The organism is Kribbella sp. NPDC055110, assembly GCF_053607525.1.
Map to the genome: position 1 here is coordinate 36,620 of NZ_JBSGTS010000003.1, position 25,364 is coordinate 61,983.

The window sequence follows — 25,364 nt, forward strand, 5'->3', positions numbered from 1 at the left end:
CTAGAGATTCACGACGGAATGGGCTCGAGACCACGCAAGGCGTGGGAGCCGTCTCTAGTCACGTGGGGAGAACATGCGGACCAGCTTACATCGTAGGGTCTGGGGTGGTGCGCGGGCTGTGGGACCGCGCTGGACGGAGAGGTGCAGGCGATGACGATCAGTCGGCGGCAGGTACTCGGGCTCGGAACTGGATTGGCCGCGATGGCCGTGGCGGGATGTGGATCGAACTCCGGGCGGCCGTCGTCCGGCGGATCGGGCGGGTCGAAGCCGGCGCTCCAGCAGTGGTACCACCAGTACGGCGAAGCGGGCACGCAGCAGGCGGTGGAGAAGTACGCGAAGGCCTACCCGGATGCCACCGTCACGATCCAGTGGTCGCCGGGTGACTACGAGAAGAAGGCCGCGACGGCGCTGCTCACCGATCAGGGCCCGGACGTGTTCGAGTACCCGAACGGGCCGACGATCGACATGGTCAAGAGCGGTCAGGTCGTCGAGCTGACCGACCTGCTCGGCGACGCGAAGAGCGACTTCAACGCGGCGCTGCTCGAGCGGATGTCGTACCAGGGCAAGCTGTACGCGATCCCGCAGGTGATCGACATGCAGCTCCTCGTGTACCGCAAGAGTCTGCTGAGCGCAGCCGGCGTACAGCCGCCGCAGACCGTCGACGAGCTGCTGGCCGCCGCGAAGAAGCTCACGAACAACAAGACCAAGGGTCTGTTCGTCGGCAACGACGGCGGCGTCGGCGTGCTGGGCGGCCCGGCGCTCTGGTCGGCCGGTGTCGACTACCTGACCAAGGACAACCAGTTCGGTTTCGACGACCCGGCCGCGTTCGAGTCACTGCGCAAACTGCGCGAGTTCTGGACGTCGAAGGTGTTGTTGCTCGGGGCACCGACCGACTGGTCGGACCCGTCCGCGTTCACACAGGGTCTGACCGCGATGCAGTTCACCGGCCTGTGGACGCTTCCGGTGATCGAGAAGGCGCTGCCCGGTGACTACGGCGTACTCCCCTGGCCGAAGCTGAACGCCACCACCGGCGCGCCGAGCGTCCCGGTCGGTGCGTACGGCGCCTGCGTGAACGCCAAGTCGAAGAACCTCGACGCCGCGAAGAAGTTCGTGAAGTGGCTGTGGGTGGATCAGACCGACGACCAGCTCGACTTCGCGCAGTCGTACGGCTTCCACGTCCCGGCCCGCAAGAGCCTGTCGGCGAAGGCGGACAAGCTGAAGTCCGGCCCAGCTGCGGACGCGGTCAAGCTGCTGAACGAGAACGGCCGCCCGCAGAACCCGATGCTCTGGTCGCCGAAGGCCAGCTCGGCGTACTCCGACGCGCTGAACAAGATCATCCGCAGCGGCGCCGACCCGGCCGCCGAGATCAAGACCGTCAAGTGGGTGACCGAGGCCGAGCTCAAGCGCATCACCGGCTGACAACCGGACGCGGCCCCCCACCGACAGGTGAGGGGCCGCGTGCCGAGCTGAAATCAGACGACGTTGACGTTCTCCGCCTGCTGACCCTTCGGGCCCTGGACGACGTCGAACTCGACGCGCTGGTTCTCGTCGAGGCTACGGAAGCCGTCGGTCTGGATGGTGGAGTAGTGGACGAACACGTCCGCTCCGCCGCCGTCGACGGTGATGAAACCGAAGCCCTTTTCGGCGTTGAACCACTTCACAGTTCCCTGTGCCATGTTGTTGCTCCTTCAATGAGGATGGGGCGCACCGCGGTCGCGGTAGACCCGGCCGTTGTCGCACCGGCGGCACACCATCTCTCACAAGGAAAGATCGTAAGAAACCACAGCTACTGAAAATCGACCTGCCCCATCCAACCACGGATCCGGCCCATTCATTCCCATCGGGCGCGCCGGGCGTGGCAAGGTAGGCCGCATGGTGACCCTGCAACCGCTGTCCGAGGACGACCGCGAGCTGATCGAGCTGGCCCGCCGTACGGTCGACGCGAACACCGACGGACCCGACGGCGTCTACACGATGGGCGCCGCGGTCCGCGGGGCCGACGGCCGGATGTACGCCGGTATCAACCTGTACCACTTCACCGGCGGCCCCTGCGCCGAACTGGTCGCCCTCGGCCGCGCCCGCGCCGAAGGGGCCCGCGAACTCACCACGATCGTGGCGGTAGGCAACGAAGGCCGTGGCGTCGTCGGCCCGTGCGGCCGCGACCGCCAGGTCCTGGTCGACTACCACCCCACGATCCGCGTCATCCTGCCGTCGCCCGACGGCCCGGGATCGCTCCTCGCCACCGACCTGCTCCCCAGCGCGTACCGCTGGACGCCGACCCTCTAGAGGAGACACAGCGGAAGGGCGGACGAAGGGGCCTCATGTCAGGCCGAGTTTCAGGCGACCTTCCAGGTCCTGTCGCCAAGGGTCGCCACCAGGTCGACGGTGCCGCCGAGCGCGGTGACATAGGCACGAATGACATCGACACCAGAGATCTCACCGTGCTCGATCTTCGAGATGCGGGCCTGCGAGACCTTCAGCTTCGCCGCCAGATCTGCCTGCGTGACGCCTGCCGCCTTTCGCATCTCGGCCAACTGATGGCCGCGGACGTAGGCATCCAGCCGCTCCCGAGCCGCCTGCTTGCTCTCCGCACGCTCTGCATCACTCCGGGGATCGACGGCACGGCCCTTGGCCTTGGCGTGTTCCCACTTCACGTAGCCACTCATCGTCGCCCTCCTCCTTCAACGCGATCAGATGTTCGGCAAACCGCTCATCTGCCAGCGGAATCGCCGTCCGGTACCAGCTCTCCCACCGCCCAGACTTGTCACCTGCCACCAAGACGATCGCCTCACGAGCCGGATCGAACGCAAACAGCAGCCGGATCTCACTCCGCCCCGACGACGGCGGTCGCAGCTCCTTCATGTTCTGGAACCGGCTGCCTTTCACCCGGTCGACCAGTGGCCGCCCCGCTGTCGGTCCCTCATCAGCCAACTGATCAATCGCAGCCTCGATCAGCGTGCCCGTCTCCGGCTCGCTCTCGCAGATCGCCAAATACCAGGACTCGACATCCTGATGAAGGCTGATCTCCCATCTCACCCGTCAGAGTATAACTGATCTGTCATATCTGGGGCTCAGAACGCTGGGATGATGTCCTTGCCGTACGACGCCAGGGTCTGCTCCTTGGCGTCGTGCTGGAGGTACAGGGCGAACTGGTCGACGCCGAGGTCCTTGAGCTCGGCCAGCCGCGCGAGGTGGTTCTCGACCGGTCCGAGGATGCAGAACCGGTCCACGACGTCGTCCGGCACGAAGTCGGTATGCGTGTTCCCGGCGCGCCCGTGCTCGGCGTAGTCGTACCCCTTGCGCCCCTCGATGTAGTCGGTCAGCGCCTGCGGCACGGCGCCCGACGTCCCGTACCGCTCGACGATGTCGGCGACGTGGTTCCCGACCATTCCCCCGAACCAGCGGGTCTGCTCCCGCTGGTGCTCCAGGTCGTCCCCGACGTACGCCGGAGCCGCGACGCAGAACTTGATCGCCATCGGATCCCGCCCGGCCTGCTCCGCGGACCGACGTACCGCGGCGATCATCCACTCCGCGATATCCGGATCCGCCAGCTGCAGGATGTACCCGTCGCCGACCTCACCCGTCGCCTTCAGCGCGCGCGGGCCGTACGCCGCGACCCACACGTCGAGCGCGCCGTTGTCGACCCACTCGAACTTCAGCTGCTGCCCGCGGTAGGAGACGGTCTCGCCGCGCGCGAGTGACCGCACCACTTCGACGCACTGCTTCAGCTCGTCGATCGTCCCCGGCTTCGCGCCGAGCGTCCGCAGCGCCGAGTCGCCGCGCCCGATCCCGCAGATCGTCCGGTTGCCGAACATCTCGTTCAACGTGGCGAACTGGGACGCGATCACGGTCCAGTCCCGCGTCCCCGGGTTCGTCACCATCGGGCCGACGATCACCCGCTGCGTGCTGGCCAGGATCTGGCTGTAGATCACGAACGGCTCCTGCCAGAGCAGGTGCGAATCGAACGTCCACACGTACGAGAACCCGGCGTCCTCCGCCTTCCGGGCCAGCTCCACGACCGTGGACGCGGGCGGATCACACTGGAACACCACACCGAAGTCCACGCCAACCCCCTACATCAGATACGACGACAGGCCGCGCTTCAGGAACTTCCCCCGGCCCTTCCGGCCATGGTAGTTGCCGTCAGCCACGATCACCTCGCCGCGCGATACGACGGTGCCCACCCGGCCCTGGATCTCGACCCCTTCGTACGCCGAATGGTCCATGTTCATGTGGTGCGTCGCGACACCGATCCGCGTCGTACCGTTCGGGTCGTAGATCACCAGGTCGGCGTCCGATCCCGGCTGCACGATGCCCTTCTGCGGATACAGCCCGAACATCCGGGCCGGCGTGGTCGCGATCGTCTCGACCCAGCGCTCCAGCGACAGCTTCCCGTCCACCACGCCCTGGTAGACAAGGTCGACGCGGTGCTCGACGCCGCCGATACCGTTCGGGATCTTGGAGAAGTCGCCGAGGCCGAGTTCCTTCTGGTCCTTCATGCAGAACGGGCAGTGGTCGGTCGACACGATCGCCAGCTCGTTGTTCCGCAGGCCCTTCCACAGGTCCCGCTGGTGCGGCTCGTGCTTGCTGCGCAGCGGCGTCGAGCAGACCCATTTCGCGCCCTCGAACCCGGGCGCGCCGAGCTGGTCCTCGAGCGTCAGGTACAAGTACTGCGGACAGGTCTCGGCGAATACATTGCGGCCCGCATGCCGCGCCTCGGCGACCTTCTCGAGCGCCTGGCTCGCGGACAGGTGGACGATGTACAGCGGGCAGTCCTGCGCGACCTCGGCGAGCGCGATCGCCCGATTCGTCGCCTCCGCCTCGAGCGCGGCCGGGCGAGTGATGCCGTGGTAGATCGGGTCGGTCTGACCCCTCGCGATCGCCTGCTGCACGAGGACGTCGATCGCGATGCCGTTCTCCGCGTGCATCATGATCATCGCGCCGTTCTCGCGCGCGGTCTGCATCGCGCGGAGGATCTGCCCGTCGTCGGAGTAGAAGACGCCCGGGTAGGCCATGAACAGCTTGAAACTCGTGATGCCCTCGTCGGCGACCAGCTGGTCCATCGCCTTCAGCGCGTCCGCGTCGACACCGCCGAGGATCATGTGGAACGCGTAGTCGACGTGGCACTCCCCGTCGGCCTTCGCGTGCCACGCGGCAAGCCCGTCCTGCACGACCTCCCCGGTCCGTTGTACGGCGAAGTCGATGATCGTCGTGGTCCCGCCGTACGCCGCCGCACGGGTGCCGGTGTCGAACGTGTCGCTGGCCGCCGTACCGCCGAACGGCAGCTCCATGTGCGTGTGCGCGTCGATCCCGCCCGGTATCACGTACTTGCCGGAGGCATCGAGTACCTCGTTGACCGTGATCGTCGGCGTGAACGACGGGTCGAGGACCGCGACGATCTTCTCGCCCTCGACCAGCACGTCCGCTGTTCTGGTTCCGGTCGGTCCGACGACGGTTCCACCCTTGATCAGCAACGACATGTGCGTCCCCTTAAGGCTTCGTCAGGTCTCCGTACGCGTCGGGACGGCGGTCGCGGTAGAACTGCCAGCGGTCCCGGACGGTGTCGAGCAGGCCGAGGTCCAGATCGCGGACGATCAGTTCCGGATCGTGGTCGTGCCCGACGTCGCCGACGAACTTCCCCTCCGGGTCGACGAAGTACGACGTACCGTAGAAGTCGTTGTCGCCGAACTCGGCCTCGATCCCGACCCGGTTGATCGCACCGATGTAGTACTCGTTCGCCACCGCACTCGCGGGCTGCTCGAGCTTCCACAGGTACGCCGACAGCCCGCGACTCGTCGCCGACGGGTTGAACACGATCTTCGCGCCGGCCAGGCCGAGCGCCCGCCAGCCCTCCGGGAAGTGCCGGTCGTAGCAGATGTAGACGCCGATCCGGCCGACGGCGGTGTCGAAGATCGGGTACCCGAGGTTGCCGGGACGGAAGTAGAACTTCTCCCAGAAACCCTTCACCTGCGGGATGTGGTTCTTCCGGTACTTGCCCAGATAGGTGCCGTCGGCATCGACGACCGCGGCGGTGTTGTATAGCACGCCCGGCTGCTCCTGCTCGTACATCGGCAGCACCATCACCATCCCGAGCTCCCGCGCCAACGCGGCGAACCGCTCGGTGGTCGGTCCCGGGACGGACTCGGCGTACTCGTAGTACTCGGCGTCCTGCTTCTGGCAGAAGTACGGCCCGTAGAACAGTTCCTGAAAACAAATCACCTTGGCGCCGGCAGCGGCAGCCTGCCGCGCATAGTCCTCGTGCGCCTTGATCATGGACTCCTTGTCACCCGTCCACGACGTCTGCACCAAAGCAGCCCTGACAACGTCCGCCACAAGACCTCCCCAAGTAGAGGTCCCATGCTCTATCCGCCCCGGCCCACCCGTCAACGGATGCGGGTAACGCGATCAGATCGTGAGGGTTCTTGGTTCGGCGGGGAGGACTTGGCCGCCTACGGTGGCGTGGGTGGGTGGGTGCCAGGTGGTGTGGAGGCGGGAGCCGTTGCCTTGGATGACCAGGAGGTCGCGGGCTAGCTGGGCGGTGAGTTGGGTTACCGCGGAGCCGGTGGCCTCGTCTTCGACTACGCCCATGGCGGGGGCGAAGGCTCGGGCTCGGATGGTGCCGGCGGATTCGTCCTGCCAGGACCAGAGATAGGTGTGGCCGGACGTGTAGGAGGTCGGGTCGGCGGCCAGGACCTCCTCGGGTGAGGAGAGTTCGTGCCAGTCCCAGGGGCTGCCCCAGGTCGTGTCGGCTCGGACGGCGAAGAGGTCGCCGGAGCGGGTGACGGGGATCGGGCCGGCGGGGACGTGGAGGGTGTCGACGGGGTGGCCGTGGGTGTGGAGCCAGGCGGCGGCGCCGACGGTGGGATGGCCGGCGAAGGGCATCTCGCCGGTGGCGGTGTAGATACGGAGCGTGCCGGTGGCGGGGTCGTCGACGTACACGGTCTCGCTGTAGCCGAGGGCCGCGGCGATCTCCCGCCGGTCGGCGGGTCTGACGAGGCGGCCGGCGACGATGCCCAGGGGGTTGCCGAAGCGGCCGTCCGGGTCGGTGAAGACCCGTACGACCTCGACTTGGAGATCTACCAACTAGAGAACGGCGATCGCGGCGATGATCGCGATCAGCAGGACCGCGGCGCCGACGATCGCGAGGACGCGCCCGTTCACCTTCGGTTCGCTCGCGGCCTCGGTCTGGCCCTCGTTGACGAAGGCGCGGAACATCTGGGTGTTCGCGCCCGGGTCCTGCTCGTTCTCCACGTTCTGCGGGACGTTCTGGTCAGCCATGGGCCAAGACCCTACCGGCACCCCGGACCCCAGCCACTCACCAAGGGCCCGGTTTTACCGAGTACTCACGCTCCGTTCAGAGTCGGGCGACGGTCGGCAAACGCGTTGGTGAGTGCCTCAGGTCCATGTACCATTTGGTACATGCGCTTCGATCATTCCAGTACGATCCAGGCCCCGGCCGACCGGGTCTGGGAGGTTTTCAGTGACGTCGAGCGGTGGCCCGACTGGACCCCGACCGTCGATTCCGTCGAGCGGCTGGACGCGGGCCGGATCCACGTCGGCGCCCGCACCCGGATCCGCCAGCCCAAGCTCCCGGTCGCCGTCTGGGAGGTGACCGAACTCAAAGAGGGCGAGTACTTCGAGTGGGTCTCGAAAGCCCCCGGCATCAAGACCACCGGCCGCCACCGCGTGATCAGCACACCGGAAGGCACCGTGGCGACCGCGACGATCGTCCAGGAGGGCCCGCTCGGCTGGCTGTTCGGCAGGCTGTACGCCAAGCTCACTCGGGACTACATCGCCACCGAAACCGCAAAGCTGAAGGAAGTCAGTGAGTCGAGCAAGCCTGCTGGGTGAGGCCGTCGAGCATTTCGCGAAGAACGGGATCGGCGACGCAAGCCTGCGCAGTATCGCGACCTCGATCGGCACCAGTCACCGGATGCTGATCTACCACTTCGGCTCCCGCGAGGGCCTGCTTGCCGAGGTGGTTCGCACGGTCGAGCAGCAGCAGCGGGACCTGCTCGCAACGCTCTCGGATCTTCCGATCGCGGAGCAGGCCGAGGAGTTCTGGCGCCGCGTCACCGAGGCCGCGCTCGTCTACGGCCCGCTGTTCTTCGAGCTCAGCGCGCATGCGATGCAGGATCTGCCGCACACCGAGTCCCTCAAGGCCGACCTGATCAACGTCTGGCTGCCGCCGTTGGTCGAGCTCTGCGTACGCGCGGGCATCCCGCCGGCCGAGGCCCCGGCGTACGCGCGGCTCGGCCTGGCCGCCTCGCGGGGCCTGCTGTTCGACCTGCTGCTGACCGGTGATCGCGCGGGCGTCGACGAGGCGTCCGCGCTGCTCAACCGGCTGTTCACGCTCCCGGCTCAGTAGGCCGCTCGACCCGGCCCGCCACGATCGGGAGTCGCGAGTCCCGCAGTACGGCGATGAACGCGAACGGCCTGTCCAGCGTGAGCTCGAGGCGACGCTCCTGGCGGGTGACCATCGCGGCCCGCGTCATCGCGATCGCGGTCACCGCCGCGGCCTCGAACCCGGTCGCGAAGAACCGCGCGAGCACCTTCTGCTTCGCCTGCCCGACCTGGAGCGGGGTCGGGCTGAGCGCACTGAAATGCCCGTGCGCACCTGGATCCGAGGTGACCGCGGTCAGCCCGAACAGCTCACGATACTTGAGCAGATCGTGCTCGACCTCGATGCTGAACGACGGCAACGACACCTTCACATCCGGCCGCGACGCGGTGTTCCGCCCGATCCGCAACCCCGGCCCGGGCTCGTCTTCGGCAATCAGCTGACTTCCAGGTACGCCGTCGTTCGGCCGGGCGGCTGCGTCGAGCAGAGCCGGAAGGGCATCGTCACCGATCCCCAGCAGTACGTCGACATCCGCGTCGCCGCGCACCGTGACCACGGTCAGGTCGTCGTACCGCCGTACCGAATCCAGGTCGAAATCCGTGCGCTCGAGCCAGTGCCACGAGCCCGCCCACGGGCCGTTGGCGACCCGGCGGATCTGCTCGGTGAACGGGCGGACCCAGGTGGTGCGGAGCAGGATTGCCGAGGCGAGTACGAGCATCACGTCGCCGTCGAGGTCGAGGGGCATCTTGCGGATCAGGTCGTCGGTGTGTTCGGCGGCCCAGGCGTCGAGTTTCGCCTTGTCGACGGCCGGGTTGCCGGTCAGCAGGCCGACGAGTGGCGCGGGCATCACGGTGTCGAACGACTCGGCGAGCTTGAGCTGCTCGCTGACCCACACGCCGAGTGCGGCGTTCAGATCGGCGGAGGCTTCGATCGCCTCGATCAGGCGGACAGCGTCGGTCGATCCGGTCGACGGATCCACTCCGGCGGCTGCTGCGAGTTCGGTGCGGCCGGGCTCGTCCGCACCGGTCGCTAGCAGCGCTAGCAGGGGCCAGAGGCCGAGGCCGGCGACCACGGTGTTCTCCGCCGGCAGTGTCCGTGCCCAGCGGGTGGTGAGGTCGTTGACTGCGCGCACCACGTCGGCATCCATACCCCCAGCCTGCCACACGCGAGTATTTGCCGGAATGACGCTGATTTTCATTTCAGGGATGCTGTGGGTGGTCGTCCGGGCGCACTCTGTTGTGTCAGTATGCGCACCGTGAGTACGCCAACCGAGGTCGAGGAATTGCCCGAAACGACGGAGAAAGAGCCGTCCGGGTCCTCGATCGCGTTCACCGGAACGCTCGTGCTGCTGGTGGGACTCGCGCTGTTCGGGCGGCGCTTGTTCAACGCGTGGTTCACCGGCGACGGGATCCGGACCTGGGCGACGATGTTCGTCGGCGTGACCGTGCAGGCGCTGCCGTTCCTGGTGCTCGGCGTACTGCTCTCGGCCGCCCTCACCGCGTTCGTCCCGGCGTCGTTCTTCGCGAAGGCGCTCCCGAAGCATCCCGCCCTCGCCGTACCGGTGGCCAGCGCGTCCGGCGTCATCCTCCCGGGCTGCGAGTGCGCGTCGGTCCCGGTGTCGGCGGCGTTGATGAACCGGGGCGTCACGCCGGCCGCGGCGATCGCGTTCCTGTTGTCGGCGCCGGCGATCAACCCGGTCGTGCTGGCGTCGACCGCGGTGGCGTTTCCGGGGCAGCCGAAGGTCGTGGTCGCCCGCGCGGTGACCTCGCTCGCGGTGTCGATGATCCTCGGCTGGTTGTGGTTGCTGACCGGCAAGGGCGGGTCGTGGCTGAAGATGCCGAAGAACCGGCACGCGCACGACGACGGCAAGTTCGACGTGTTCCGGTCCGCGATGCTGCACGACTTCCTGCACGCCGGCGGCTTCCTGGTGGTCGGCGCGGCGGCCGCGGCCACGTTGAACGTCGTCGTACCGCGCGCCTGGCTCGACCACGTGGCGGGGAATTTCCTGCTGTCGGTGCTGCTCCTCGGGCTGCTCGCCGTACTGCTGGCGATCTGTTCCGAGGCGGACGCGTTCGTGGCGGCGAGCCTGACGCAGTTCTCGCTGACCGCGCGGCTCGCGTTCATGGTGGTCGGCCCGATCGTGGACGTGAAGCTGATCGCCTTGCAGACCGGGACATTCGGCCCGAAGTTCGCCGTACGGTTCGCGCCGGCCACCTTCGTGGTCGCGCTCCTTGCCAGCCTGCTCATCGGATGGTGGTTGTTGTGAAGCGCAACGTTGCCGGGTTGGTGATCGTGTTCGTCGGGGCGGCGATCGTGCAGCTCGCGACGTCCGGGACGTACTTGCGGTACGTGAAGCCCGGGATGCGGTGGATGCTGCTCGCGGCCGGCATCGTACTGATCGCGCTCGCGGTCACCGACGTACTCGTGAAGTCCCGTCAGGCCCATGACCACGGGCTGCCGCGGGCTGCCTGGCTGCTCCTGGTCCCGGTCTTCGCACTGCTCGTCGTGGATCCGCCCGCGCTCGGCGCGGATGCCGCGCAACGGCAGTCACCAGTAGCCGCGAAACCGGCCGCGCCGCAAGGGAATGCGTATTGGGAGGGCGACGAGTCGCACGGCCCCAAGCCCATCGCGGTCCGGGACTACGCGGTCTGGGCGGTGTGGGAGAAGGAGACGATGCAGGGCCGGTCGTTCCAACTGACCGGTTTCGTCACGCCGGCGAAGAACGGCGTCTGGTACGTGACCCGCATCGGGCTCACCTGCTGCGTCGCGGACGGTACGGCGTTCATGGTCGAGGCCCGCGGTCAGGTCGCGCCACCGAAGAACCAGTGGGTCACGGTGACGGGCAAGTGGGCCGAGCCGACCCGGCGCGTCGACGGCGATGTCGCCGCACTCACAGTCGAGACGGTCAACCCGGTGGCCGCGCCGGTCAACCCCTACGAGTAGTTCACCCAGCCAACGACGATGGGCACTCCGGTCGGCCGATGTACGGCGATAAAGCCGAACGGCCGCTCGAGATTCACGGACAACGCTTTCGCGCCCAGCGCAGCGCCCGCGGCCATCGCCATCGCCGTGACCGCGGCCGCCTCGAACCCGGTCGCCGAGAACCGCGCCATCACGACCTGCCGTGCCTGCCCGATCGCCAACGGCTGCGGGCTCAGTCCCGGGAAGTGCCCGCTGCTCGCGTCCGATGCGGCCGTCAGCCCGAACACCTCCGGATGCTGCAGCAGATCATGCTCCGCTTCGATCTCGAAGTACGGCATCGACAGTACGACGGTCGGCCGCGTGGACTCGATCACCTCGACACCAGGCGCCGATCGGTTCGCCGCCAGCAACTCGGTCCCGCTCACGCCCTCCCCGTCGAGCTCCAGCGCCGCGGACAGCACGGCCGCACGCCCACCATCACCGACCACCAGCCGTACGTCGAACTCGCCGGTCCCCTGCACCGTCACCACGGTCAGCGGGCCCGCCGCGCTGTCGTACACCTGCAAGCTGTCGAGGTCAGTATCCGCCCGGCTCAACCACCGCCGATCGTTCCGCGGGTACTCCTCGAACGGCAGCACCCACTCCGTCTTCAGCACCAACGCCGACGCGAGCACCAGCAACACCTCAGGCGTGAGCTGGACCGGCATCCGTTGCAGCAACCCGTCCGTCTGCTCGACCACCCACGCATCGAGCGCGGCGCGATCGGTCAACGTCCCACGCACCTCGGGCGGCAGGAACCGGTCCACGCCCGGCTGCAGTTCGATCTCCGGTCGCGTCCACAGCCCCAACGCCATCCGCAGTTCGGGCGCCTGCAGCAGACCGCCGTACCGACCGCCCGCAGCCTCGGCCAGTTCGGTGTGGGCAGGCTCGTCCGCGACCTCGGCGAGCATCGCCAGCAACGGCTGTACGCCGAGCCCGGAGATCACGGTGCTGTCCTCGCCGGGCAGTTCGGCGATCCAGCGCGCGGTCAGGCGAGCGACTTGAGAAGCGTCCACTCACACATCCTGGCGCATCGCCGTTTAATTCACATGAAACGCACAGTCGAGCCCAAGGTCCTGTACTTCGGTACGCCGGTAGTCCTGATCAGCTCCCGCAACCCCGACGGCACCACGAACCTCGCCCCGATGTCGTCGGCCTGGTGGCTCGGGTACACCGCGATGCTCGGGATGGGGACGAGCGCGCAGACCGTGAAGAATCTCGTCGAGCGGCCGGAGATCGTACTGAACCTGGTCGACCCCGACATGGTCGCGGCGCTCGACCGGATCGCACTTCTGACCGGGTCGGAGGAGATGTCCGACGCGAAGCGGGCGCGCGGGTACCGGTACGTGCCGGACAAGTTCGCCGCCGGCGGGCTGACCCGCGAGCCCAGTGAGCTGTCGAGTCTGGATTCCGTCGAGGAGAGCCCGATCAACCTCGAGGGCCGGATCGAGGCGATCCACGAGATCGGCGGGCCGGATTCGCACCTGTGTGCGTTGGAGATGAAGGTCGAACGGGTCCGGGTTCGCGAGGACCTGCTAATGAGCAACGACCGCTACATCGACCCGATCCAGTGGGATCCGCTGATCATGAAGTTCACCGAGTACTTCGCGGGCGGCGCACCGGCGTACCCCTCGTCGCTCGCCCGTGGCTGGCAGATGCCACCGCTCAAGCAGCTGACTTGACCAGTTCGCCGGACTCCGTCGCCCGCGGGGTCCGGCGCCGGATGATCGTGCAGGCCATGCCGCCGATCACCAGCACTGCCGCGATCGCCTGTTGCAGGCCGACGGCCTCACCGCGCAGGATCCACGCCGCGGACATGCCGACGATCGGCACCAGCAGCGAGAACGGTGCGACCGTGCTGGCGTCGTACTGCCGGAGCAGGTAGCCCCAGGTGCCGAACCCGAACAGGGTCGCGGCGAAGGCCAGGTACGCGATCGCGCCGATGCCACTCAGATCGATCGCGCGGATCGCGTCGACGTCTGTCTTCGGCCCTTCGGTGAGGAGGGAGAGGATCAGGAGCGGTACGACGGCGACGGCGCTGACCCAGACCATGAAGCGCAACGTGTCCGGCGGCTTCGCGTACCGGGTGATCGTGTTGGCCACACCCCAGAACCCGGCCGCGACGATCACCAGCATTAGCGCTGCCAGCGGCGCCGACAGCTTGCGGTCGAGGACGATCAGCAGGATCCCGACGCACGCGATGGCGATGCCGATGATCTGCGCGGGCCGCGGCCGCTCCCGCAGTACGGCGATCGCGAACAGGACCGTGAAGATCACCTGGCTCTGCAGCACGAGCGACGACAGCCCGGCCGGTACGCCGTGATCCATCGCGATGAACAACAGCCCGAACTTCGCGACGCCAAGGGCGAGGCCGACGCCCACGACGTACCGCCAGGCGACGCGTGGTTTGCCGAGCAGGAAGATCGCGGGGACGGCGGCGAAGAAGAACCGCAGCGCGGACAGCAGGAGCGGCGGGACGCCTTCGAGGCCGACCTCGATCACGACGAAGTTGATGCCCCAGACAACGACGACGGCGAGCGCGAGGAGCAGGTCACGAGGCTTCATGCGGTCCAGTGTGTGCCGGAGTACACTTAAGGACCAGCACTGATTGCTACCGCTAACGATGTAGGAGTGCTTCATGATCGATCTCGGGCGGCTGCGCGCGCTGCACGCGGTGGAGCAGTACGGATCGGTCAATCGGGCCGCCGAGGTGCTCGGCTACACACCGTCCGCGGTGTCGCAGCAACTGGCGAAGCTGGAGCGGGAGACCAGGACGACGCTGATCGAGCGGCAGGGGCGCGGGATCGTGCTGACCGACGCGGCCCGGCAGCTGGCGGCGACGGCGGCGAGGATTCTCGAGCTGGTCGAGGATGCCGAGCTGACTTTGGAAGAGCAACGCGGTCAGGCGATCGGGACGCTCGGCATCGCCGCGTTCCCGACCGCGGCGCGCGGACTGTTGCCGCCTGCGCTCGCGCGACTCGTCGACGATCATCCTCAACTGGATGTCCGGGTGCTCGAGACGGACCCGTTCGAGGCGGTGGCCGCCGTTAACCGCGGCGAGATCGACGTCGCGATCGTCCACGACTGGCACAACACCCCGCTCGGTCTGCCCGAGGGGTTGTCGCGGGTGAAGCTCGGCAGCGATCCCGCCGACGTACTGGTGCCGGCGACGCATCGCCTGGCCGGCAAGGAGTTCGTCCGCGCGGAGGATCTCGTCGGCGAGCGGTGGATCTGCCAGCCGGTCGGGTCGATCTGCCACGAGTGGCTGATCCGGACGATGCGCCGCGCGGGTGTCGAACCAGAGGTCGCGTACTCGGTCGCGGAGTACCAGACCCAGCTCGCGATGCTCGCCCGCGGCCTCGGCATCGGCCTGCTCCCCCGACTCGGCCGCGGCCCGGTCCCCGACGGCGTGGTCGTCGTACCACTGCAACCTGCGCCGAGCCGCCGCCTGTACGCCGTCTGGCGCACGACCACCTCGCGCCGCCCGGCGATCACGGTCACGCTCGCGACCCTCAAAGCAGCCTGGCCGGACCGAGACACTGCCTAGCCTTCGGAAATGATCACCTTGCGCAACCGGTTGACAGCGTTCCGCACCTGCCGTTAGGTTCGGCTGAACTGTTAGGAAACATTCCTATTCATCCTCCCCGACGCCCCTCGGAGGAAGTTCATGATCCGTTCGCTCTTGGCCGGCGTACTGCTGGCCGCTTCGACCCTGCTGCCGACACCGGCTCAGGCCGTTCTGGATGACACCCCGGTCGGCCGCAACGGCCAGCTGCATGTCTGCGGCACCAAGCTCTGCAACGAGCGCAACGAGCCCGTCCAGCTGCGCGGCATGAGCACCCACGGCCTGCAGTGGTACGCCAACTGCGCCAAGACCGCCTCGCTGGACGCGCTGGCGAATGACTGGAAGGCCGACATCCTGCGCATCTCGATGTACGTGCAGGAGGACGGCTACGAGACCGACCCGGAGAAGTTCACCAACCTGGTGAACAACTACATCGAGGAGGCGACCAAGCGCGGCATGTACGCCCTGGTCGACTGGCACCAGCTCGACCCGGGCGACCCGAACGCGAACCTCGCCCTCGCGAAGACGTTCTTCACCGAGATCGCCGAACGGCACAAGGACAAGTTCAACATCATCTACGACATCGCCAACGAGCCGAACGGCGTCAGCTGGGCCGGCATCAAGTCGTACGCCGAGCAGATGGTGCCGGTGATCCGGGCCAAGGATCCCGACGGCGTGATCTTCGTCGGCACCCACGGCTGGGCGTCGCTCGGCGTCTCCGACGGCGGCAGCGAGGCCGACGTCATCGACAACCCGGTGAACGCGACGAACCTGATGTACACGTTCCACTTCTACGCGGCGTCGCACAAGCAGGAGTACTTCGACGCCCTGTCCCGCGCCGCGGACCGGATCCCCTTGTTCGTCACGGAGTTCGGCACGCAAACGTACACCGGTGACGGCGGCAACGACTTCACCTGGTCGCAGAAGTACCTGGACTTCCTGGACAGCAAGCAGATCGGCTGGACGAACTGGAACTTCTCCGACGATTTCCGCTCCGGTGCTGTCTTCAAGGAAGGCACCTGTGCCGGCGAGGATTTCACCGGCACGTCGATGCTCAAGCCGGCCGGCGTGTGGATCCGCGACCACATCCGCAACCGCACTGCGTCGACAGTGACCACCGACGTCAGCAACGCCACCGAGCTCAAGGCGGCCCTGACCAACGCGAAACCTGGCGACGCCATCAAGCTTGCCGACGGCACCTACACCGGAAACTTCAAGACAACGGTTTCCGGAACCTCCTCGGCGCCGATCACGCTGACCGGCTCCGCGAACGCCGTACTGAAGGCCAGTGGGGGGTACGGCCTGCACCTGAACGGCGCGTCGTACTGGAACGTCCGTGGCATCACCGTCACCGGCGGCCAGAAGGGCATCATGATCGACAGCGCCACGCACGTCACGGTCGACGGCGTGACCGTGCACGGGCTGGACATGGAAGGCGTGCACTTCCGCAACAGCAGCACGTACGGCGTGCTCAAGAACTCGCGCATCTACGACACCGGCAACGACGGTCGCGGGATGGGCGAGGGCGTGTACGTCGGCAGCGCGGGCAGTACCTCGGACAAGTCCGACCACGTGCAGATCCTCGGCAACACGATCGGCCCGGACGTCGGCGGCGAGGCGGTCGACCTCAAGGAGGGGACGACCGGCGGACTCGTCTCCGGGAACAGCTTCGACGGCCGCGGCCTCACCGGCGCGAACTACGACGACAGCTGGATCGATGTCAAGGGCAACAACTACGTGATCGAGAACAACACCGGCAAGAACACCACGAACAACGGGTACGAGACGCACACCCAACAGTCCGGCTGGGGGTGCGGCACGGTGTTCCGCGGCAACAAGTCCGACCTGACCGGCGCGACCGGGAGCGGGCGGTACGCGTTCAACATCACCAACTACAACGCCTCCAGCTGCAAGGTCACGGTCGACCGCAGCAACACGATGACCGGCGGGAAGGCGTTGACCAACCCGGGGATCCCGGTCACCTAAGGAAAGCTCCCCGGCCGCCCCTGCCCGGGCGACCGGGGCCCTTAGGTCCGGCTGACCCGCCCCGTCAGCCGGGCCGACAGGCAGCGTTGCGGTCCGGCGCGTCGACGATCTGCCGGAGTTTGACCTCGGTCTCCTCGTCGAGCGCGGTGTACACGGTCGCCCGGGTCGGCCCGAGTTGCGACAGCCACAGGTTGACCGGCTCGATCCGGAGGATGCCGTACCCGTCGATCTCCAGCATCTTCGTCCGCGTGCTCGGCGCCGCCACGTCGTACCGCTCCCAGAGCTCCGCGAAGTACGGCGAGCCGTTGAGCAGGCCTTGGATCAGGTCCTGCCAGAGCGCCTCGCCGACGTGCTCCGCGGACGCTGCGCGGAACGCCGCGACCATGTGGTGCTTGGTCATCTCCGCATCGACGAAGCTGCACATCCAGCCGTCGGAGACGAAATTCAGCCAGAGCAAGTTCCGCTCCTCGACCGGCACTTCGTTGAGGTCGAGGACCACTTTGCAGTACGCGTCGTTGAACGCGAGGATGTCGTACCGCGTGTTCAGCACCAGCGCCGGGTACGGCGAGACAGCGTCGAGCGTCTTCTGGACCGACGAGGGCAGCGCCGTACACGGGCCCGGCGACGGGCCGAGCCGGAGCCCGGCCAGCCGGTACAGATGGTTGCGCTCCTGCCGGTCGAACCGCAGCGCCGTCGCGATGGCGTCCAGGACCTGGGCGGACACGTTGATGTCGCGGCCTTGCTCGAGCCACGTGTACCAGGTGACGCCGACTCCCGCGAGCAGCGCGACCTCCTCGCGCCGCAGTCCCGGCGTACGGCGGCGGCCACCTGGGGCGAACCCGACCTCGTCGGGCCGGATGCGCTCCCGCCGGCTGCGCAGGAACACCCCGAGCTCCCGCCGCTGCGCCGTGACGGTTCTGTCGGTGGCTACTGGGACAGTGGTCATGGTTCCATCATGGACACTGGCGCAACCGGGTGCCAGGTGCTGCGAGTAATAGGATAAGCAGGCTCTCACCACCAGGCTCGGAGCGCGCGCAGGCTGGACCCATGACAGACCAGCTCCACGCTGCCACCACACCGGTCACCGCCCGGCCGCAGGCCGCTGCGGTGCCGCTGAAGCCGGTGGCACTCACGACACTCATCTTCGGCGCCTTCCTGCCGATGCTCTCCTTCTTCGTCATCAACGTCGCCCTGCCCGCGATCGGCTCCGATCTGCGTGCCACCTCCGGTGAGCTCCAGCTCGTCGTCGGCAGCTACGGCATCGCAGTGGCGACCTTGCTTGTGGTCGGTGGTCGCCTCGGTGACACGTTCGGCCGCAAGCGCCTCTTCCTGATCGGCCTGATCGGTTTCACCGTGATGTCGCTCATCTGCGCCATCGCCCCGACCATCGGCGTACTTCTCGTCGCACGGGTCGTGCAAGGCGCCGCAGGAGCGGCTGTGACACCACAGGTGCTGGCAACGATCACCAGCCTGCTGACCGGCGAACACCGCGCCCGCGCTATGGCCATGTACGGCGTGGCGGGCGGCGCTGCGGCAGCGTTCGGGCAGATCCTCGGCGGCGTACTCGTCGAGGCAAACGTGTTCGACCTCGGCTGGCGGGCCGTGTTCCTCGTCAACGTACCGGTGGGCCTGTTGGGCGTGGCTGCCGCGATCCGGCTGATCCCGGAAACCAAGGCAGACAAGGCACAGCGCGTCGACCTCGTGGGGGCCGCACTACTCGCTCTGACGCTGGTCCTGCTGCTCCTGCCACTTACTGAGGGCCGCCCGCTCGGCTGGCCGCTCTGGACGTGGCTCTGCCTCGCAGCAACGATTCCGGCCGTCGTACTGCTCGGTGTGCACCAGCACCGGTCTGAGCGGTCCGGTGCCGCTCCGCTGATTCCACCCACGGTCCTGCGGCTGAGGGCCATGCGGATCGGTCTCCTGCTGGCAGTGGCGTTCTTCACCACGTTCGGCGGCTTCATGTTCGTTTTCGCGCTCGCCACCCAGGGTGAGGCTCGCATGTCCCCGCTGGAAGGCGGTCTGAGCCTGCTGCCGATGGCTGTCGGCTTCCTGATCACCTCGATCTACGGGCCGCGCCTGCAGGTACGGTACGGCGCGGGCCTCATCGTGCGCGGCTGGATCATCCAGGGCGTCGGGTACGCCGTCCTCGCGGTCGTCGCCCTCACCCTGTGGCCGGACGTGAACCCGCTGAAGCTCGCCGTACCGATGCTGATCGCCGGCTTCGGCTCCGGCCTCGTCATGGTCCCGCTGATGGGCGTAGTCCTCAGCCAGGTCCCACCAGCACAAGCAGGCCTAGGCAGCGGCATCCTCCTCACCAGCCAGCAAACCTGCCTGGCCCTAGGAGCCGCCACAGTCGGCACGGCCTACCTAGCCCTATCCAGCACCCCCTGGGACCAGGGCGGCGCACTAGCCGCGGTAGCCCTCGCAATCACCGCAATCTCGCTGCTGATGGTTCCGGTCACCCACCAGCTGCGTCGATAGAGTTGACCGACAACTCAGCCGCAGCGGGAGCCCCAGTTGGACAGTGGTCGCCGACTTCGCAGGCGGGTCGCCGCCGTCGCCAGGACCATCCTGAGCGCTTTCTATCTGGCCGTAGCCGTCTTCATCCTCGTGATCGCCCTCGTCGACCTGCCCGGCAGCGTGCGTGCCGCGCGGAACGAAGGTGTTCCGGGGACGTTCACGGCGGTTCGGAAGGAGTGCAAGCCGGTATGGGAGAAGGGCGGCGGCGGGTGCAGCTACTTCGGCGACTTCGTCAGTCGTGACGGTGCGGTGCGACTGACGGATGTGTTCTACGAGGGGGATCCGGGCGACATCGGAGACTCGGTGGCCGCGCAATACGTCGGCACGACGGATCCGCCCAGGGTCCACAAGGTCAGCTCGGACGAGTGGGTGTTCGTCGGTCTGTTCATCCTCGGCTCCAGCGGTTACCTGGTTTTCCGCGTGTGGAGCGGCCTGCGAACGCTCCACCGCCGGCGGGTCAGGCGCGCTTCCAGTGCGTCGGCCGGGTGACCGCAGCCGGCAGTTTGGTTGCGTGGTCGCCTCGGGCGGCGTTGATCTGGGACTGGGTGAGAAACAGAGCACCTGTCAGATCAGCGCCGCTCAGGTCGGCGTCGCGGAGGTCGGCGCCGATCAGGTCTGCTTGGCGGAGGTCTGCTTCGCGTAGGTCGGCTCCGATGAGGTAGGCGCCGCGGAGGTTGGCTTTCGCGAGGTCAGCTTGGTGCAGCCGTGCACCGATCAGGTCCGCGCCGCGTCGTTCCTTCTTCTTGCTCTGCTTGCCACGGACGAGTCTGCTGGTCTCGAGCAGCAGCTCGTTGACGATGGCCCGCTCAGCCGCCACGTCGACGGTCGTGAGGTCCGCCGTACGGCTCACTGTTTCCACTCGGTCGATCGCCGGCTGCAGATTCTTGTTGTATTCAAGGGCTTCCGTGAGATACCAGAGCAGCTCGTGCAACTGGCGGAGGATCGGGAGCGCGGCGAACATCTCCGGCCCCGGCTTCCCCATCCGCTGCGAGATCGCCTGCCCGGCGCCGAAGCAGTCGTACACCGTGCAGCCCGCGAAACCCTTGGCCCGCAAGGTGCTGTGGATCGTGCAGCGGTAGTCGTCGCTCAGGTTCGGGCACGGCTCACCCGCGGACTTGTCGATCGCGAAGTCCGCCGACTTGCTGAACGTCAGCGCGATACAGCAGAGGCCGAAGCAACTACTGCAGTCGGCCTGCAGATCAGTTGTGTTCGGCAACCGTTTGGCCGGTGCGGCGCCAGCGGATGCCGGCCTCGATGAAGTCGTCGATCTCGCCGTCGAACACACCGGACGTGTTCCCCGACTCGTACTGCGTGCGCAGGTCCTTCACCATCTGGTACGGGTGCAGGACGTACGACCGCATCTGGTCACCCCACGAGCCTTGCACGTCCCCGCGCAGCGCGTCGATCTGGGCCCGCTCCTCGGCCTTCTTCAGCGCGAGCAGCTTGGCCTTCAGGATCACCATCGCGCTGGCCTTGTTCTGCAGCTGCGACTTCTCGTTCTGGCAGGAGACCACGGTGCCGGTCGGGATGTGCGTGATCCGGACCGCGGAGTCGGTGGTGTTGACGCTCTGGCCACCCGGACCGGACGACCGGTACACGTCGATCCGCAGCTCTTCTTCCGGTACGTCGATCTCGTCGGTCTGCTCGAGCACCGGGACCACCTCGACCGCGGCGAACGAGGTCTGCCGGCGGCCCTGGTTGTCGAACGGCGAGATCCGCACCAGCCGGTGCGTCCCGGACTCGACACTCAGCGTGCCATACGCGTACGGCGCCTTGACCCCGAACGTCGTCGACTTGAGCCCGGCCTCTTCGGCGTACGACGTGTCGTAGACCTCGGTCGGGTAGCCGTGCCGCTCGGCGTACCGCAGATACATCCGCTGCAGCATCTCGGCGAAGTCGGCGGCGTCGACACCGCCCGCGCCGGAGCGGATCGTCACCAGCGCCTCGCGCTCGTCGTACTCACCCGACAGCAGGGTGCGGACCTCGAGGGACTGGACCGACTTGGTGACCGAGCGCAGCTCCTTCTCGGCCTCGGTCAAGCTGTCCGCGTCGTTCTCCTCGCGGCCCAGCTCGACCAGCGCGCCGACATCGTCGAGCCGGCCGCGCAGGTTCGTCACCCGCTCGACGTCGGACTGCAGGCTGGACAGCCGCGACGTCACCTTCTGCGCGTTCGCCTGGTCGTCCCACAGATCGGGCGCAGCGACCTGCTCGCCGAGCTCGTCGATCTCCTTGCGCAACGCAGGAAGATCGAGCACTTTCTCGATCGAGGTCATCGTCGCGTCGAGCTGCTTCAGCTCCGCGTCAAAATCCAGTCCAGCCACAACTAAGCAGCTTAGCTTAGAGGGCGACTGGGGGTCCTGCGCCGTAGCGAGCAGGTGCTCGGCGAGGTGCCCGCCGAGTGCCGCGCAGTAGGCGCAGGACCCCCAGTCGCCCTCTTAGCCGAGACCTCGGCGAAGAACGGCGAAGACCTCGGGGATCGCCTGCTCCAGCGCTGTCTGCGCTTTTTGGAGCTCCTCGGGTGAAGCGTTGTCGGACAGCGCGCGCATCAGCTGCTCCTCGAGGACCTTCTGCGCGGCGGCGTACAGGGCCGCGATCAGCCGGTTGCGCAGGTGATCCGGCGACCGCTCGTCGAGGGCCTGCGCGAGCGATGTCTCCAACTCGTCGACGGTCAGCCGGCGCCGGGCGAGCAGTGCGGGGCTGTCCTCGATCGTGCGGACGTACTGCTTCCAGGTGGCCAGATGACCGACCTCGAGCCGCTCCCGGGTCCCTTTGAGGTACTCGGCCTCCAACACATCCACCGGATCCGCGTCCGGCGGCGCCTCGCGGATCGCCCGCGCCGGCCCGGTCCACCACCCCGGCTCGTCGAAGAACAGGTCCTCCTTCGCAGGGAAGTGGTTGAACACCGTCTGTACGGCGACATCCGCGGCCCGCGCCACCTCGGCGACGGTGACCGCGTCGAAGCCGCGCTCGAGGAACAGCGTGGTGGCCACGTCCGAGATGGCCTGCCGCGTCTGCTGCTTCTTGCGTTCCCGTCGCCCGAGCTCCATTGCACCGACCCTAGCGGATCTGCTTTACTGATTCCATTCTTGTAGTCACTCTAACTTTGGAGCATCTCCAATGACTGTTCTCGTCACCGGCGGTCGCGGTGCGATCGCCCGCGCCGTCACCGCCGGCCTGATCGCGGCCGGACAGGACGTCCGCGTCGCCAGCCGCGAGCCCTCCGCCCTCCCGTCAGCCGTCGGCTACGACCCGGCCGACCCGGCCGAAGCGCTCCGCGACATCAGCCAGGTCTTCCTGTACTCCTCACCGGCGACGGCGCCCGCATTCGTGGCCGCAGCCGAAGCCGCCGGTGTGAAGCAGGTGGTCCTGCTGTCGTCGCTGTCCTCGGTGGGCGGTCCCGAGGATCCCCACGCGAAGACCGAGCAGGTGATCACGAACGCGTCGTACGCGACCACCCGGCTGCAGCCCGGCGCATTCATGAGCAACGCGAAGTACTGGGCTCACCAGGTCCGCGCGACCGGTCAGATCCGGCTGCCCTACCTCGAGGCCGAGGAAGCGCCGATCCACGAGCAGGACATCGCCGACGCGGCGCTGCGGGTGCTGCTCGACGGGCCGGGCAACGGACACGACGGTCGCGGGTACCCGATGACCGGCCCGGAGTCGATGACCCGCCGCCACCAGATCGGGCTCGTCACCGAGGTCACCGGCGTACCGATCGAGGCCGTCGACCTCACCCCCGACCAGGCCCGCGCCGAAATGCAGATGCGCGACGAAGGCCAACGCGAAACCCTCCTCGCCTACTGGGCGTCCCGCGTCGGCACCCCAGCCACCATCGAACCCGGCGTCGAACTCCTCACCACCCACACCGCCCGAACCTTCAAAACCTGGCTAACCGACAACCCCAACCTCTTCACCTAGAAGCGTCCCCGCGCGGCTAGGCCAGAAACCCTCCACCCACAGCTCACACGCACCGCCCGCTCGCCCCACCGCACCACCGCCCCACACGCACCACCGCACCGCTCGCCCGCACCACCACCACACCACCGCTCGCCCGCACCACACCACCGCACCCACCGCTCGCCCGCACCGCACCCCCACCGCTCGCCCGCACGCACCGCACCACCGCACTGCTCCCGGCATGCGCCGCCCGGTCCGTCCCAGCGCCGGCAGAGCGAGCGCGGCGAGCGCCTCGCACACGAGGGGATATCCGATGGTGTTGTGGCTTCTCCGGTGGTACTAGAGGGGAGAACCCACAACACCAGGGGATATCCAGTCTTCTGCTGGATGGGTGTGTGGTGGGTGTTGTGGTGCCGGCTGGCGGGTTATTTGGGCGCGATGGCGGGAAGCAGCAGGCCGGCGGTGACATAACCCGCCAGCGGTGATCTGCCGATGGGCACATCAGTCGCGAGAGCCGCGACAACCGTCCGGTCAGCGGATTGGGACGATGGCGGCGGCTTCGGAAGCGACGTCGGCTGTGCCGGGGAAGCCCGGCGGCTGGAACGGGAGGTCGGCGGTGGAGGTGAGCCGTACCGTCACCGTCGTACCCTCGACGTCCACGGACCAGTCGAGGTTGTCGAACCTGTTGCCCGCGGCAACGTCGTCGAGGTAGTCCGCGGTCAGCCGGCGCGCCTGGTCGGGGTCGATCGCGGCGTTGCCGCCGGCGCCGGGCTGGGCGTAGACCGCGGCGAGCCCGTTCGCGGCCGCGAGTACGGCGCCGTCCGCGGTGGCATCGAGGTCACGCCGGACCAGGAACGCCTTCGAGATGTCGGTGACCACGACGACCATCAGCAGGATCACCACGGTGAACCCGACGATCAGCACGGTCATCTGCCCCTCTTCACCCCGGAAGCCCCGCCTGCCCCGCCCGCCCTGTCTGCCCCGCCTGCCCTGCCCGCCCTGGCTGCCCTGCCCGCCCCGCCTGCCCTGCCCGCCCCGCCTGCCCTGCCTGCCCCGGGTCATCCGGTGCCCTTGGCCTGGCGGTAGTCACCGAACGCTTCGGTGTGCGAGGAGCTGATCCGGATCGCCGGCGGTTCACCCCCGAGCGCGTCCGGGATCAGCGGCAGCCGGACCTTCGTCTCCAGCGTGACCGTGACGGTCGAACCCGGCTGCAGACACGCCGGATTGCAGCTGATCGTGAGCTCGTCCGAGCTGAGCTCCATCCCCTGGTCCTTCATCGCCAGTTCCGCGGCGTCGAACGCACGCGCTCGCGCCTCGTCCTCGGACACCCCGTCCGGCACGATCACGAACGCGCGCCCGGCCGCGCGGGTCGCCGCCGTCGCGCCGTACGACGCTCGCTGTACGTCGAACACGCCGAGCATCATGTACACCAGCGGAACCATCAGCAGGATCGCCAACCAGGAGAACTCCACGACGGCGCTCCCCCGCTCGTCCCGGCGGCGCCTCACTCGCCCGTCTCCTTCACCGCATGTCCCTGGACGGTGAACGAGATCCCAGGTCCCCACAGCCCGAGCGGCGGCATGTGCGCCTCGACGGACACCTCGACGCCGGGCTGCCCGTCGATGTCGGTCTCCTCCGCGGACACCGAGTCGACCAGTTGGTCCGCCACGACACCTGCGATCAACTCCCGCGTACGTGCCGCACCGTCGTCCGGTGCCCGGTTGAGCACCGCCGCGTAGTGCGCACCTTCGGAGGCTGCGGCCGTCACCGTGTTGCGTACGTACAGGAACAGGCCGACCTGGAGGATGCCGAGGAACAACGGCACCAGGATCGTCGAGACCAGCACGAAGTCGACGACCGCCGAGCCCCGCTCGTCGCGCGCACGCATCACTTGTTGGAAACGGAGTCCAAGGCGTTCTGCAGCATCTCAGCGAGTTGCCTGCCGGCCAGTTTCCAGATCGCGACGACCAGGCCGGCCGTCATGACGGTGATCAGCACCCAGCCGGGTACGTCGCCGCGCTCCTTCCGCGCCGGACGTGGCTTCAGCAGCAACGTCAGGAACAGCCTCGTCAGGTATAGGGACATGACCTCTCC

At 67.7% G+C, this 25,364-nt stretch carries 31 protein-coding genes; 12 read left to right on the top strand and 19 right to left on the bottom strand.

Annotated elements, in window-relative coordinates; translation table 11 throughout:
• Nucleotides 1-150 precede the first annotated feature (150 nt).
• Nucleotides 151-1,419, top strand: coding sequence for an ABC transporter substrate-binding protein (locus tag ACWF0M_RS06165; RefSeq protein ID WP_452234526.1), 1,269 nt, complete (start codon nucleotides 151-153; stop codon nucleotides 1,417-1,419).
• A gap of 53 nt (nucleotides 1,420-1,472) precedes the next feature.
• Here the strand turns inward: ACWF0M_RS06165 and ACWF0M_RS06170 are convergent, their stop codons facing one another.
• Entirely contained in the window at nucleotides 1,473-1,676 is a 204-nt protein-coding gene (locus tag ACWF0M_RS06170; protein ID WP_130382162.1) for a cold-shock protein, read from the bottom strand.
• Between the two features lie 196 nt (nucleotides 1,677-1,872).
• Here ACWF0M_RS06170 and ACWF0M_RS06175 point away from each other — a divergent pair, with 196 nt between their 5' ends.
• Nucleotides 1,873-2,286, top strand: coding sequence for a cytidine deaminase family protein (locus ACWF0M_RS06175; RefSeq protein ID WP_452234527.1), 414 nt, complete (start codon nucleotides 1,873-1,875; stop codon nucleotides 2,284-2,286).
• Between the two features lie 50 nt (nucleotides 2,287-2,336).
• Here the strand turns inward: ACWF0M_RS06175 and ACWF0M_RS06180 are convergent, their stop codons facing one another.
• The 7 genes from ACWF0M_RS06180 to ACWF0M_RS06210 form a co-directional block, all read right to left on the bottom strand.
• Nucleotides 2,337-2,666: a helix-turn-helix domain-containing protein gene (locus tag ACWF0M_RS06180; protein WP_452234528.1), complete on the bottom strand. Its 330-nt coding sequence runs from the start codon at nucleotides 2,664-2,666 to the stop codon at nucleotides 2,337-2,339.
• Complete coding sequence (locus ACWF0M_RS06185; protein WP_452234529.1) at nucleotides 2,602-3,036, bottom strand: type II toxin-antitoxin system RelE/ParE family toxin; 435 nt, start codon at nucleotides 3,034-3,036, stop codon at nucleotides 2,602-2,604. Before ACWF0M_RS06185 ends, ACWF0M_RS06180 begins: the two co-directional genes overlap by 65 nt.
• 35 nt (nucleotides 3,037-3,071) lie before the next feature.
• Nucleotides 3,072-4,064, bottom strand: a complete 993-nt coding sequence (locus tag ACWF0M_RS06190) for a TIGR03842 family LLM class F420-dependent oxidoreductase (RefSeq protein ID WP_452234530.1) — start codon at nucleotides 4,062-4,064, stop codon at nucleotides 3,072-3,074.
• A 9-nt stretch (nucleotides 4,065-4,073) separates the two neighbouring features.
• Nucleotides 4,074-5,480: a dihydropyrimidinase gene (hydA, locus tag ACWF0M_RS06195; protein WP_452234531.1), complete on the bottom strand. Its 1,407-nt coding sequence runs from the start codon at nucleotides 5,478-5,480 to the stop codon at nucleotides 4,074-4,076.
• Nucleotides 5,481-5,490: 10 nt separating this feature from the next.
• Nucleotides 5,491-6,333: a nitrilase-related carbon-nitrogen hydrolase gene (locus ACWF0M_RS06200; RefSeq protein WP_452234532.1), complete on the bottom strand. Its 843-nt coding sequence runs from the start codon at nucleotides 6,331-6,333 to the stop codon at nucleotides 5,491-5,493.
• Between the two features lie 72 nt (nucleotides 6,334-6,405).
• Nucleotides 6,406-7,083, bottom strand: coding sequence for a PhzF family phenazine biosynthesis protein (locus ACWF0M_RS06205; RefSeq protein ID WP_452234533.1), 678 nt, complete (start codon nucleotides 7,081-7,083; stop codon nucleotides 6,406-6,408).
• Nucleotides 7,084-7,278 carry a hypothetical protein gene (locus ACWF0M_RS06210; RefSeq protein ID WP_452234534.1) on the bottom strand — a complete coding sequence of 65 codons (195 nt, stop codon included), beginning with the start codon at nucleotides 7,276-7,278 and terminating at the stop codon, nucleotides 7,084-7,086.
• Between the two features lie 141 nt (nucleotides 7,279-7,419).
• Between ACWF0M_RS06210 and ACWF0M_RS06215 the strand changes: the two genes are divergently transcribed.
• The gene (locus ACWF0M_RS06215) at nucleotides 7,420-7,851 is read left to right on the top strand and encodes an SRPBCC family protein (RefSeq protein ID WP_452234535.1); all 432 of its coding nucleotides are present in this window, start codon (nucleotides 7,420-7,422) and stop codon (nucleotides 7,849-7,851) included.
• Nucleotides 7,826-8,368, top strand: a complete 543-nt coding sequence (locus ACWF0M_RS06220; RefSeq protein ID WP_452234536.1) for a TetR/AcrR family transcriptional regulator — start codon at nucleotides 7,826-7,828, stop codon at nucleotides 8,366-8,368. The genes ACWF0M_RS06215 and ACWF0M_RS06220 overlap by 26 nt, the downstream gene beginning before the upstream one ends.
• Here the strand turns inward: ACWF0M_RS06220 and ACWF0M_RS06225 are convergent.
• Entirely contained in the window at nucleotides 8,349-9,488 is a 1,140-nt protein-coding gene (locus tag ACWF0M_RS06225) for a serpin family protein (RefSeq protein WP_452234537.1), read from the bottom strand. The two genes, ACWF0M_RS06220 and ACWF0M_RS06225, sit on opposite strands and share 20 nt — an antisense overlap.
• Nucleotides 9,489-9,596: 108 nt before the next feature.
• Here ACWF0M_RS06225 and ACWF0M_RS06230 point away from each other — a divergent pair, with 108 nt between their 5' ends.
• Together ACWF0M_RS06230 and ACWF0M_RS06235 are read left to right on the top strand one after the other, a co-directional pair.
• A complete protein-coding gene (locus tag ACWF0M_RS06230) occupies nucleotides 9,597-10,607 on the top strand; it encodes a permease (protein ID WP_452234538.1) in 1,011 nt (336 codons plus the stop codon).
• Nucleotides 10,604-11,284 carry a TIGR03943 family putative permease subunit gene (locus ACWF0M_RS06235; RefSeq protein WP_452234539.1) on the top strand — a complete coding sequence of 227 codons (681 nt, stop codon included), beginning with the start codon at nucleotides 10,604-10,606 and terminating at the stop codon, nucleotides 11,282-11,284. Before ACWF0M_RS06230 ends, ACWF0M_RS06235 begins: the two co-directional genes overlap by 4 nt.
• Here the strand turns inward: ACWF0M_RS06235 and ACWF0M_RS06240 are convergent.
• Entirely contained in the window at nucleotides 11,275-12,318 is a 1,044-nt protein-coding gene (locus tag ACWF0M_RS06240; RefSeq protein ID WP_452234540.1) for a serpin family protein, read from the bottom strand. The two genes, ACWF0M_RS06235 and ACWF0M_RS06240, sit on opposite strands and share 10 nt — an antisense overlap.
• A gap of 33 nt (nucleotides 12,319-12,351) precedes the next feature.
• Between ACWF0M_RS06240 and ACWF0M_RS06245 the strand changes: the two genes are divergently transcribed.
• Nucleotides 12,352-12,984, top strand: coding sequence for a flavin reductase family protein (locus ACWF0M_RS06245; protein WP_452234541.1), 633 nt, complete (start codon nucleotides 12,352-12,354; stop codon nucleotides 12,982-12,984).
• On the opposite strand, the gene ACWF0M_RS06250 is transcribed toward ACWF0M_RS06245, so the two are convergent.
• The gene (locus ACWF0M_RS06250; protein WP_452234542.1) at nucleotides 12,968-13,867 is read right to left on the bottom strand and encodes an EamA family transporter; all 900 of its coding nucleotides are present in this window, start codon (nucleotides 13,865-13,867) and stop codon (nucleotides 12,968-12,970) included. The two genes, ACWF0M_RS06245 and ACWF0M_RS06250, sit on opposite strands and share 17 nt — an antisense overlap.
• 73 nt (nucleotides 13,868-13,940) lie before the next feature.
• Between ACWF0M_RS06250 and ACWF0M_RS06255 the strand changes: the two genes are divergently transcribed.
• Together ACWF0M_RS06255 and ACWF0M_RS06260 are read left to right on the top strand one after the other, a co-directional pair.
• Nucleotides 13,941-14,849, top strand: a complete 909-nt coding sequence (locus tag ACWF0M_RS06255; RefSeq protein WP_452234543.1) for a LysR family transcriptional regulator — start codon at nucleotides 13,941-13,943, stop codon at nucleotides 14,847-14,849.
• 120 nt (nucleotides 14,850-14,969) lie between these two features.
• Nucleotides 14,970-16,853: a cellulase family glycosylhydrolase gene (locus ACWF0M_RS06260; protein ID WP_452234544.1), complete on the top strand. Its 1,884-nt coding sequence runs from the start codon at nucleotides 14,970-14,972 to the stop codon at nucleotides 16,851-16,853.
• 64 nt (nucleotides 16,854-16,917) lie between these two features.
• Here ACWF0M_RS06260 and ACWF0M_RS06265 read toward each other — a convergent pair whose 3' ends face one another.
• Nucleotides 16,918-17,799 carry a helix-turn-helix transcriptional regulator gene (locus ACWF0M_RS06265; protein WP_452234545.1) on the bottom strand — a complete coding sequence of 294 codons (882 nt, stop codon included), beginning with the start codon at nucleotides 17,797-17,799 and terminating at the stop codon, nucleotides 16,918-16,920.
• A 101-nt stretch (nucleotides 17,800-17,900) separates the two neighbouring features.
• On the opposite strand from ACWF0M_RS06265, the gene ACWF0M_RS06270 reads away from it, so the two are divergent.
• Together ACWF0M_RS06270 and ACWF0M_RS06275 are read left to right on the top strand one after the other, a co-directional pair.
• On the top strand, nucleotides 17,901-19,334 hold the full coding sequence (locus ACWF0M_RS06270; protein ID WP_452234546.1) for an MFS transporter: 1,434 nt from the start codon (nucleotides 17,901-17,903) through the stop codon (nucleotides 19,332-19,334).
• A gap of 36 nt (nucleotides 19,335-19,370) precedes the next feature.
• On the top strand, nucleotides 19,371-19,862 hold the full coding sequence (locus ACWF0M_RS06275; RefSeq protein ID WP_452234547.1) for a hypothetical protein: 492 nt from the start codon (nucleotides 19,371-19,373) through the stop codon (nucleotides 19,860-19,862).
• Here ACWF0M_RS06275 and ACWF0M_RS06280 read toward each other — a convergent pair.
• The 3 genes from ACWF0M_RS06280 to ACWF0M_RS06290 form a co-directional block, all read right to left on the bottom strand.
• Complete coding sequence (locus ACWF0M_RS06280; protein ID WP_452234548.1) at nucleotides 19,831-20,589, bottom strand: pentapeptide repeat-containing protein; 759 nt, start codon at nucleotides 20,587-20,589, stop codon at nucleotides 19,831-19,833. The genes ACWF0M_RS06275 and ACWF0M_RS06280 overlap by 32 nt on opposite strands.
• A complete protein-coding gene (prfB, locus tag ACWF0M_RS06285; protein ID WP_452234549.1) occupies nucleotides 20,573-21,694 on the bottom strand; it encodes a peptide chain release factor 2 in 1,122 nt (373 codons plus the stop codon). Before prfB ends, ACWF0M_RS06280 begins: the two co-directional genes overlap by 17 nt.
• A gap of 114 nt (nucleotides 21,695-21,808) precedes the next feature.
• Nucleotides 21,809-22,420: a TetR/AcrR family transcriptional regulator gene (locus ACWF0M_RS06290; protein ID WP_452234550.1), complete on the bottom strand. Its 612-nt coding sequence runs from the start codon at nucleotides 22,418-22,420 to the stop codon at nucleotides 21,809-21,811.
• A 70-nt stretch (nucleotides 22,421-22,490) separates the two neighbouring features.
• Between ACWF0M_RS06290 and ACWF0M_RS06295 the strand changes: the two genes are divergently transcribed.
• On the top strand, nucleotides 22,491-23,291 hold the full coding sequence (locus ACWF0M_RS06295) for a hypothetical protein (protein WP_452234551.1): 801 nt from the start codon (nucleotides 22,491-22,493) through the stop codon (nucleotides 23,289-23,291).
• A gap of 510 nt (nucleotides 23,292-23,801) precedes the next feature.
• Here the strand turns inward: ACWF0M_RS06295 and ACWF0M_RS06300 are convergent.
• The 4 genes from ACWF0M_RS06300 to ACWF0M_RS06315 all read right to left on the bottom strand — a co-directional run bounded on the left by ACWF0M_RS06300 (nucleotide 23,802) and on the right by ACWF0M_RS06315 (nucleotide 25,355).
• Nucleotides 23,802-24,200: a pilus assembly protein TadG-related protein gene (locus tag ACWF0M_RS06300; protein WP_130382204.1), complete on the bottom strand. Its 399-nt coding sequence runs from the start codon at nucleotides 24,198-24,200 to the stop codon at nucleotides 23,802-23,804.
• Between the two features lie 128 nt (nucleotides 24,201-24,328).
• Nucleotides 24,329-24,778, bottom strand: coding sequence for a TadE/TadG family type IV pilus assembly protein (locus tag ACWF0M_RS06305; protein WP_452234552.1), 450 nt, complete (start codon nucleotides 24,776-24,778; stop codon nucleotides 24,329-24,331).
• Nucleotides 24,775-25,158: a TadE family protein gene (locus tag ACWF0M_RS06310; RefSeq protein WP_452234553.1), complete on the bottom strand. Its 384-nt coding sequence runs from the start codon at nucleotides 25,156-25,158 to the stop codon at nucleotides 24,775-24,777. The genes ACWF0M_RS06305 and ACWF0M_RS06310 overlap by 4 nt, the downstream gene beginning before the upstream one ends.
• On the bottom strand, nucleotides 25,158-25,355 hold the full coding sequence (locus tag ACWF0M_RS06315) for a hypothetical protein (protein WP_452234554.1): 198 nt from the start codon (nucleotides 25,353-25,355) through the stop codon (nucleotides 25,158-25,160). Before ACWF0M_RS06315 ends, ACWF0M_RS06310 begins: the two co-directional genes overlap by 1 nt.
• Between the last annotated feature and the right edge of the window lie 9 nt (nucleotides 25,356-25,364).

What these genes read in the sequence shown, in the direction of transcription:
- ACWF0M_RS06245 (WP_452234541.1), top strand. Translation starts at nt 12,352, where the DNA reads ATGAAACGCACAGTCGAGCCCAAGGTCCTGTACTTCGGTACGCCGGTA.
- ACWF0M_RS06210 (WP_452234534.1), bottom strand. Translation starts at nt 7,278, where the DNA reads ATGGCTGACCAGAACGTCCCGCAGAACGTGGAGAACGAGCAGGACCCG.
- ACWF0M_RS06165 (WP_452234526.1), top strand. Translation starts at nt 151, where the DNA reads ATGACGATCAGTCGGCGGCAGGTACTCGGGCTCGGAACTGGATTGGCC.
- ACWF0M_RS06255 (WP_452234543.1), top strand. Translation starts at nt 13,941, where the DNA reads ATGATCGATCTCGGGCGGCTGCGCGCGCTGCACGCGGTGGAGCAGTAC.
- ACWF0M_RS06225 (WP_452234537.1), bottom strand. Translation starts at nt 9,488, where the DNA reads ATGGATGCCGACGTGGTGCGCGCAGTCAACGACCTCACCACCCGCTGG.
- ACWF0M_RS06215 (WP_452234535.1), top strand. Translation starts at nt 7,420, where the DNA reads ATGCGCTTCGATCATTCCAGTACGATCCAGGCCCCGGCCGACCGGGTC.
- ACWF0M_RS06310 (WP_452234553.1), bottom strand. Translation starts at nt 25,158, where the DNA reads ATGCGTGCGCGCGACGAGCGGGGCTCGGCGGTCGTCGACTTCGTGCTG.
- ACWF0M_RS06170 (WP_130382162.1), bottom strand. Translation starts at nt 1,676, where the DNA reads ATGGCACAGGGAACTGTGAAGTGGTTCAACGCCGAAAAGGGCTTCGGT.
- ACWF0M_RS06175 (WP_452234527.1), top strand. Translation starts at nt 1,873, where the DNA reads ATGGTGACCCTGCAACCGCTGTCCGAGGACGACCGCGAGCTGATCGAG.
- hydA (WP_452234531.1), bottom strand. Translation starts at nt 5,480, where the DNA reads ATGTCGTTGCTGATCAAGGGTGGAACCGTCGTCGGACCGACCGGAACC.
- ACWF0M_RS06260 (WP_452234544.1), top strand. Translation starts at nt 14,970, where the DNA reads ATGATCCGTTCGCTCTTGGCCGGCGTACTGCTGGCCGCTTCGACCCTG.
- ACWF0M_RS06270 (WP_452234546.1), top strand. Translation starts at nt 17,901, where the DNA reads ATGACAGACCAGCTCCACGCTGCCACCACACCGGTCACCGCCCGGCCG.
- ACWF0M_RS06290 (WP_452234550.1), bottom strand. Translation starts at nt 22,420, where the DNA reads ATGGAGCTCGGGCGACGGGAACGCAAGAAGCAGCAGACGCGGCAGGCC.
- ACWF0M_RS06295 (WP_452234551.1), top strand. Translation starts at nt 22,491, where the DNA reads ATGACTGTTCTCGTCACCGGCGGTCGCGGTGCGATCGCCCGCGCCGTC.
- ACWF0M_RS06315 (WP_452234554.1), bottom strand. Translation starts at nt 25,355, where the DNA reads ATGTCCCTATACCTGACGAGGCTGTTCCTGACGTTGCTGCTGAAGCCA.
- ACWF0M_RS06300 (WP_130382204.1), bottom strand. Translation starts at nt 24,200, where the DNA reads ATGACCGTGCTGATCGTCGGGTTCACCGTGGTGATCCTGCTGATGGTC.
- ACWF0M_RS06250 (WP_452234542.1), bottom strand. Translation starts at nt 13,867, where the DNA reads ATGAAGCCTCGTGACCTGCTCCTCGCGCTCGCCGTCGTCGTTGTCTGG.
- ACWF0M_RS06180 (WP_452234528.1), bottom strand. Translation starts at nt 2,666, where the DNA reads ATGAGTGGCTACGTGAAGTGGGAACACGCCAAGGCCAAGGGCCGTGCC.
- ACWF0M_RS06265 (WP_452234545.1), bottom strand. Translation starts at nt 17,799, where the DNA reads ATGACCACTGTCCCAGTAGCCACCGACAGAACCGTCACGGCGCAGCGG.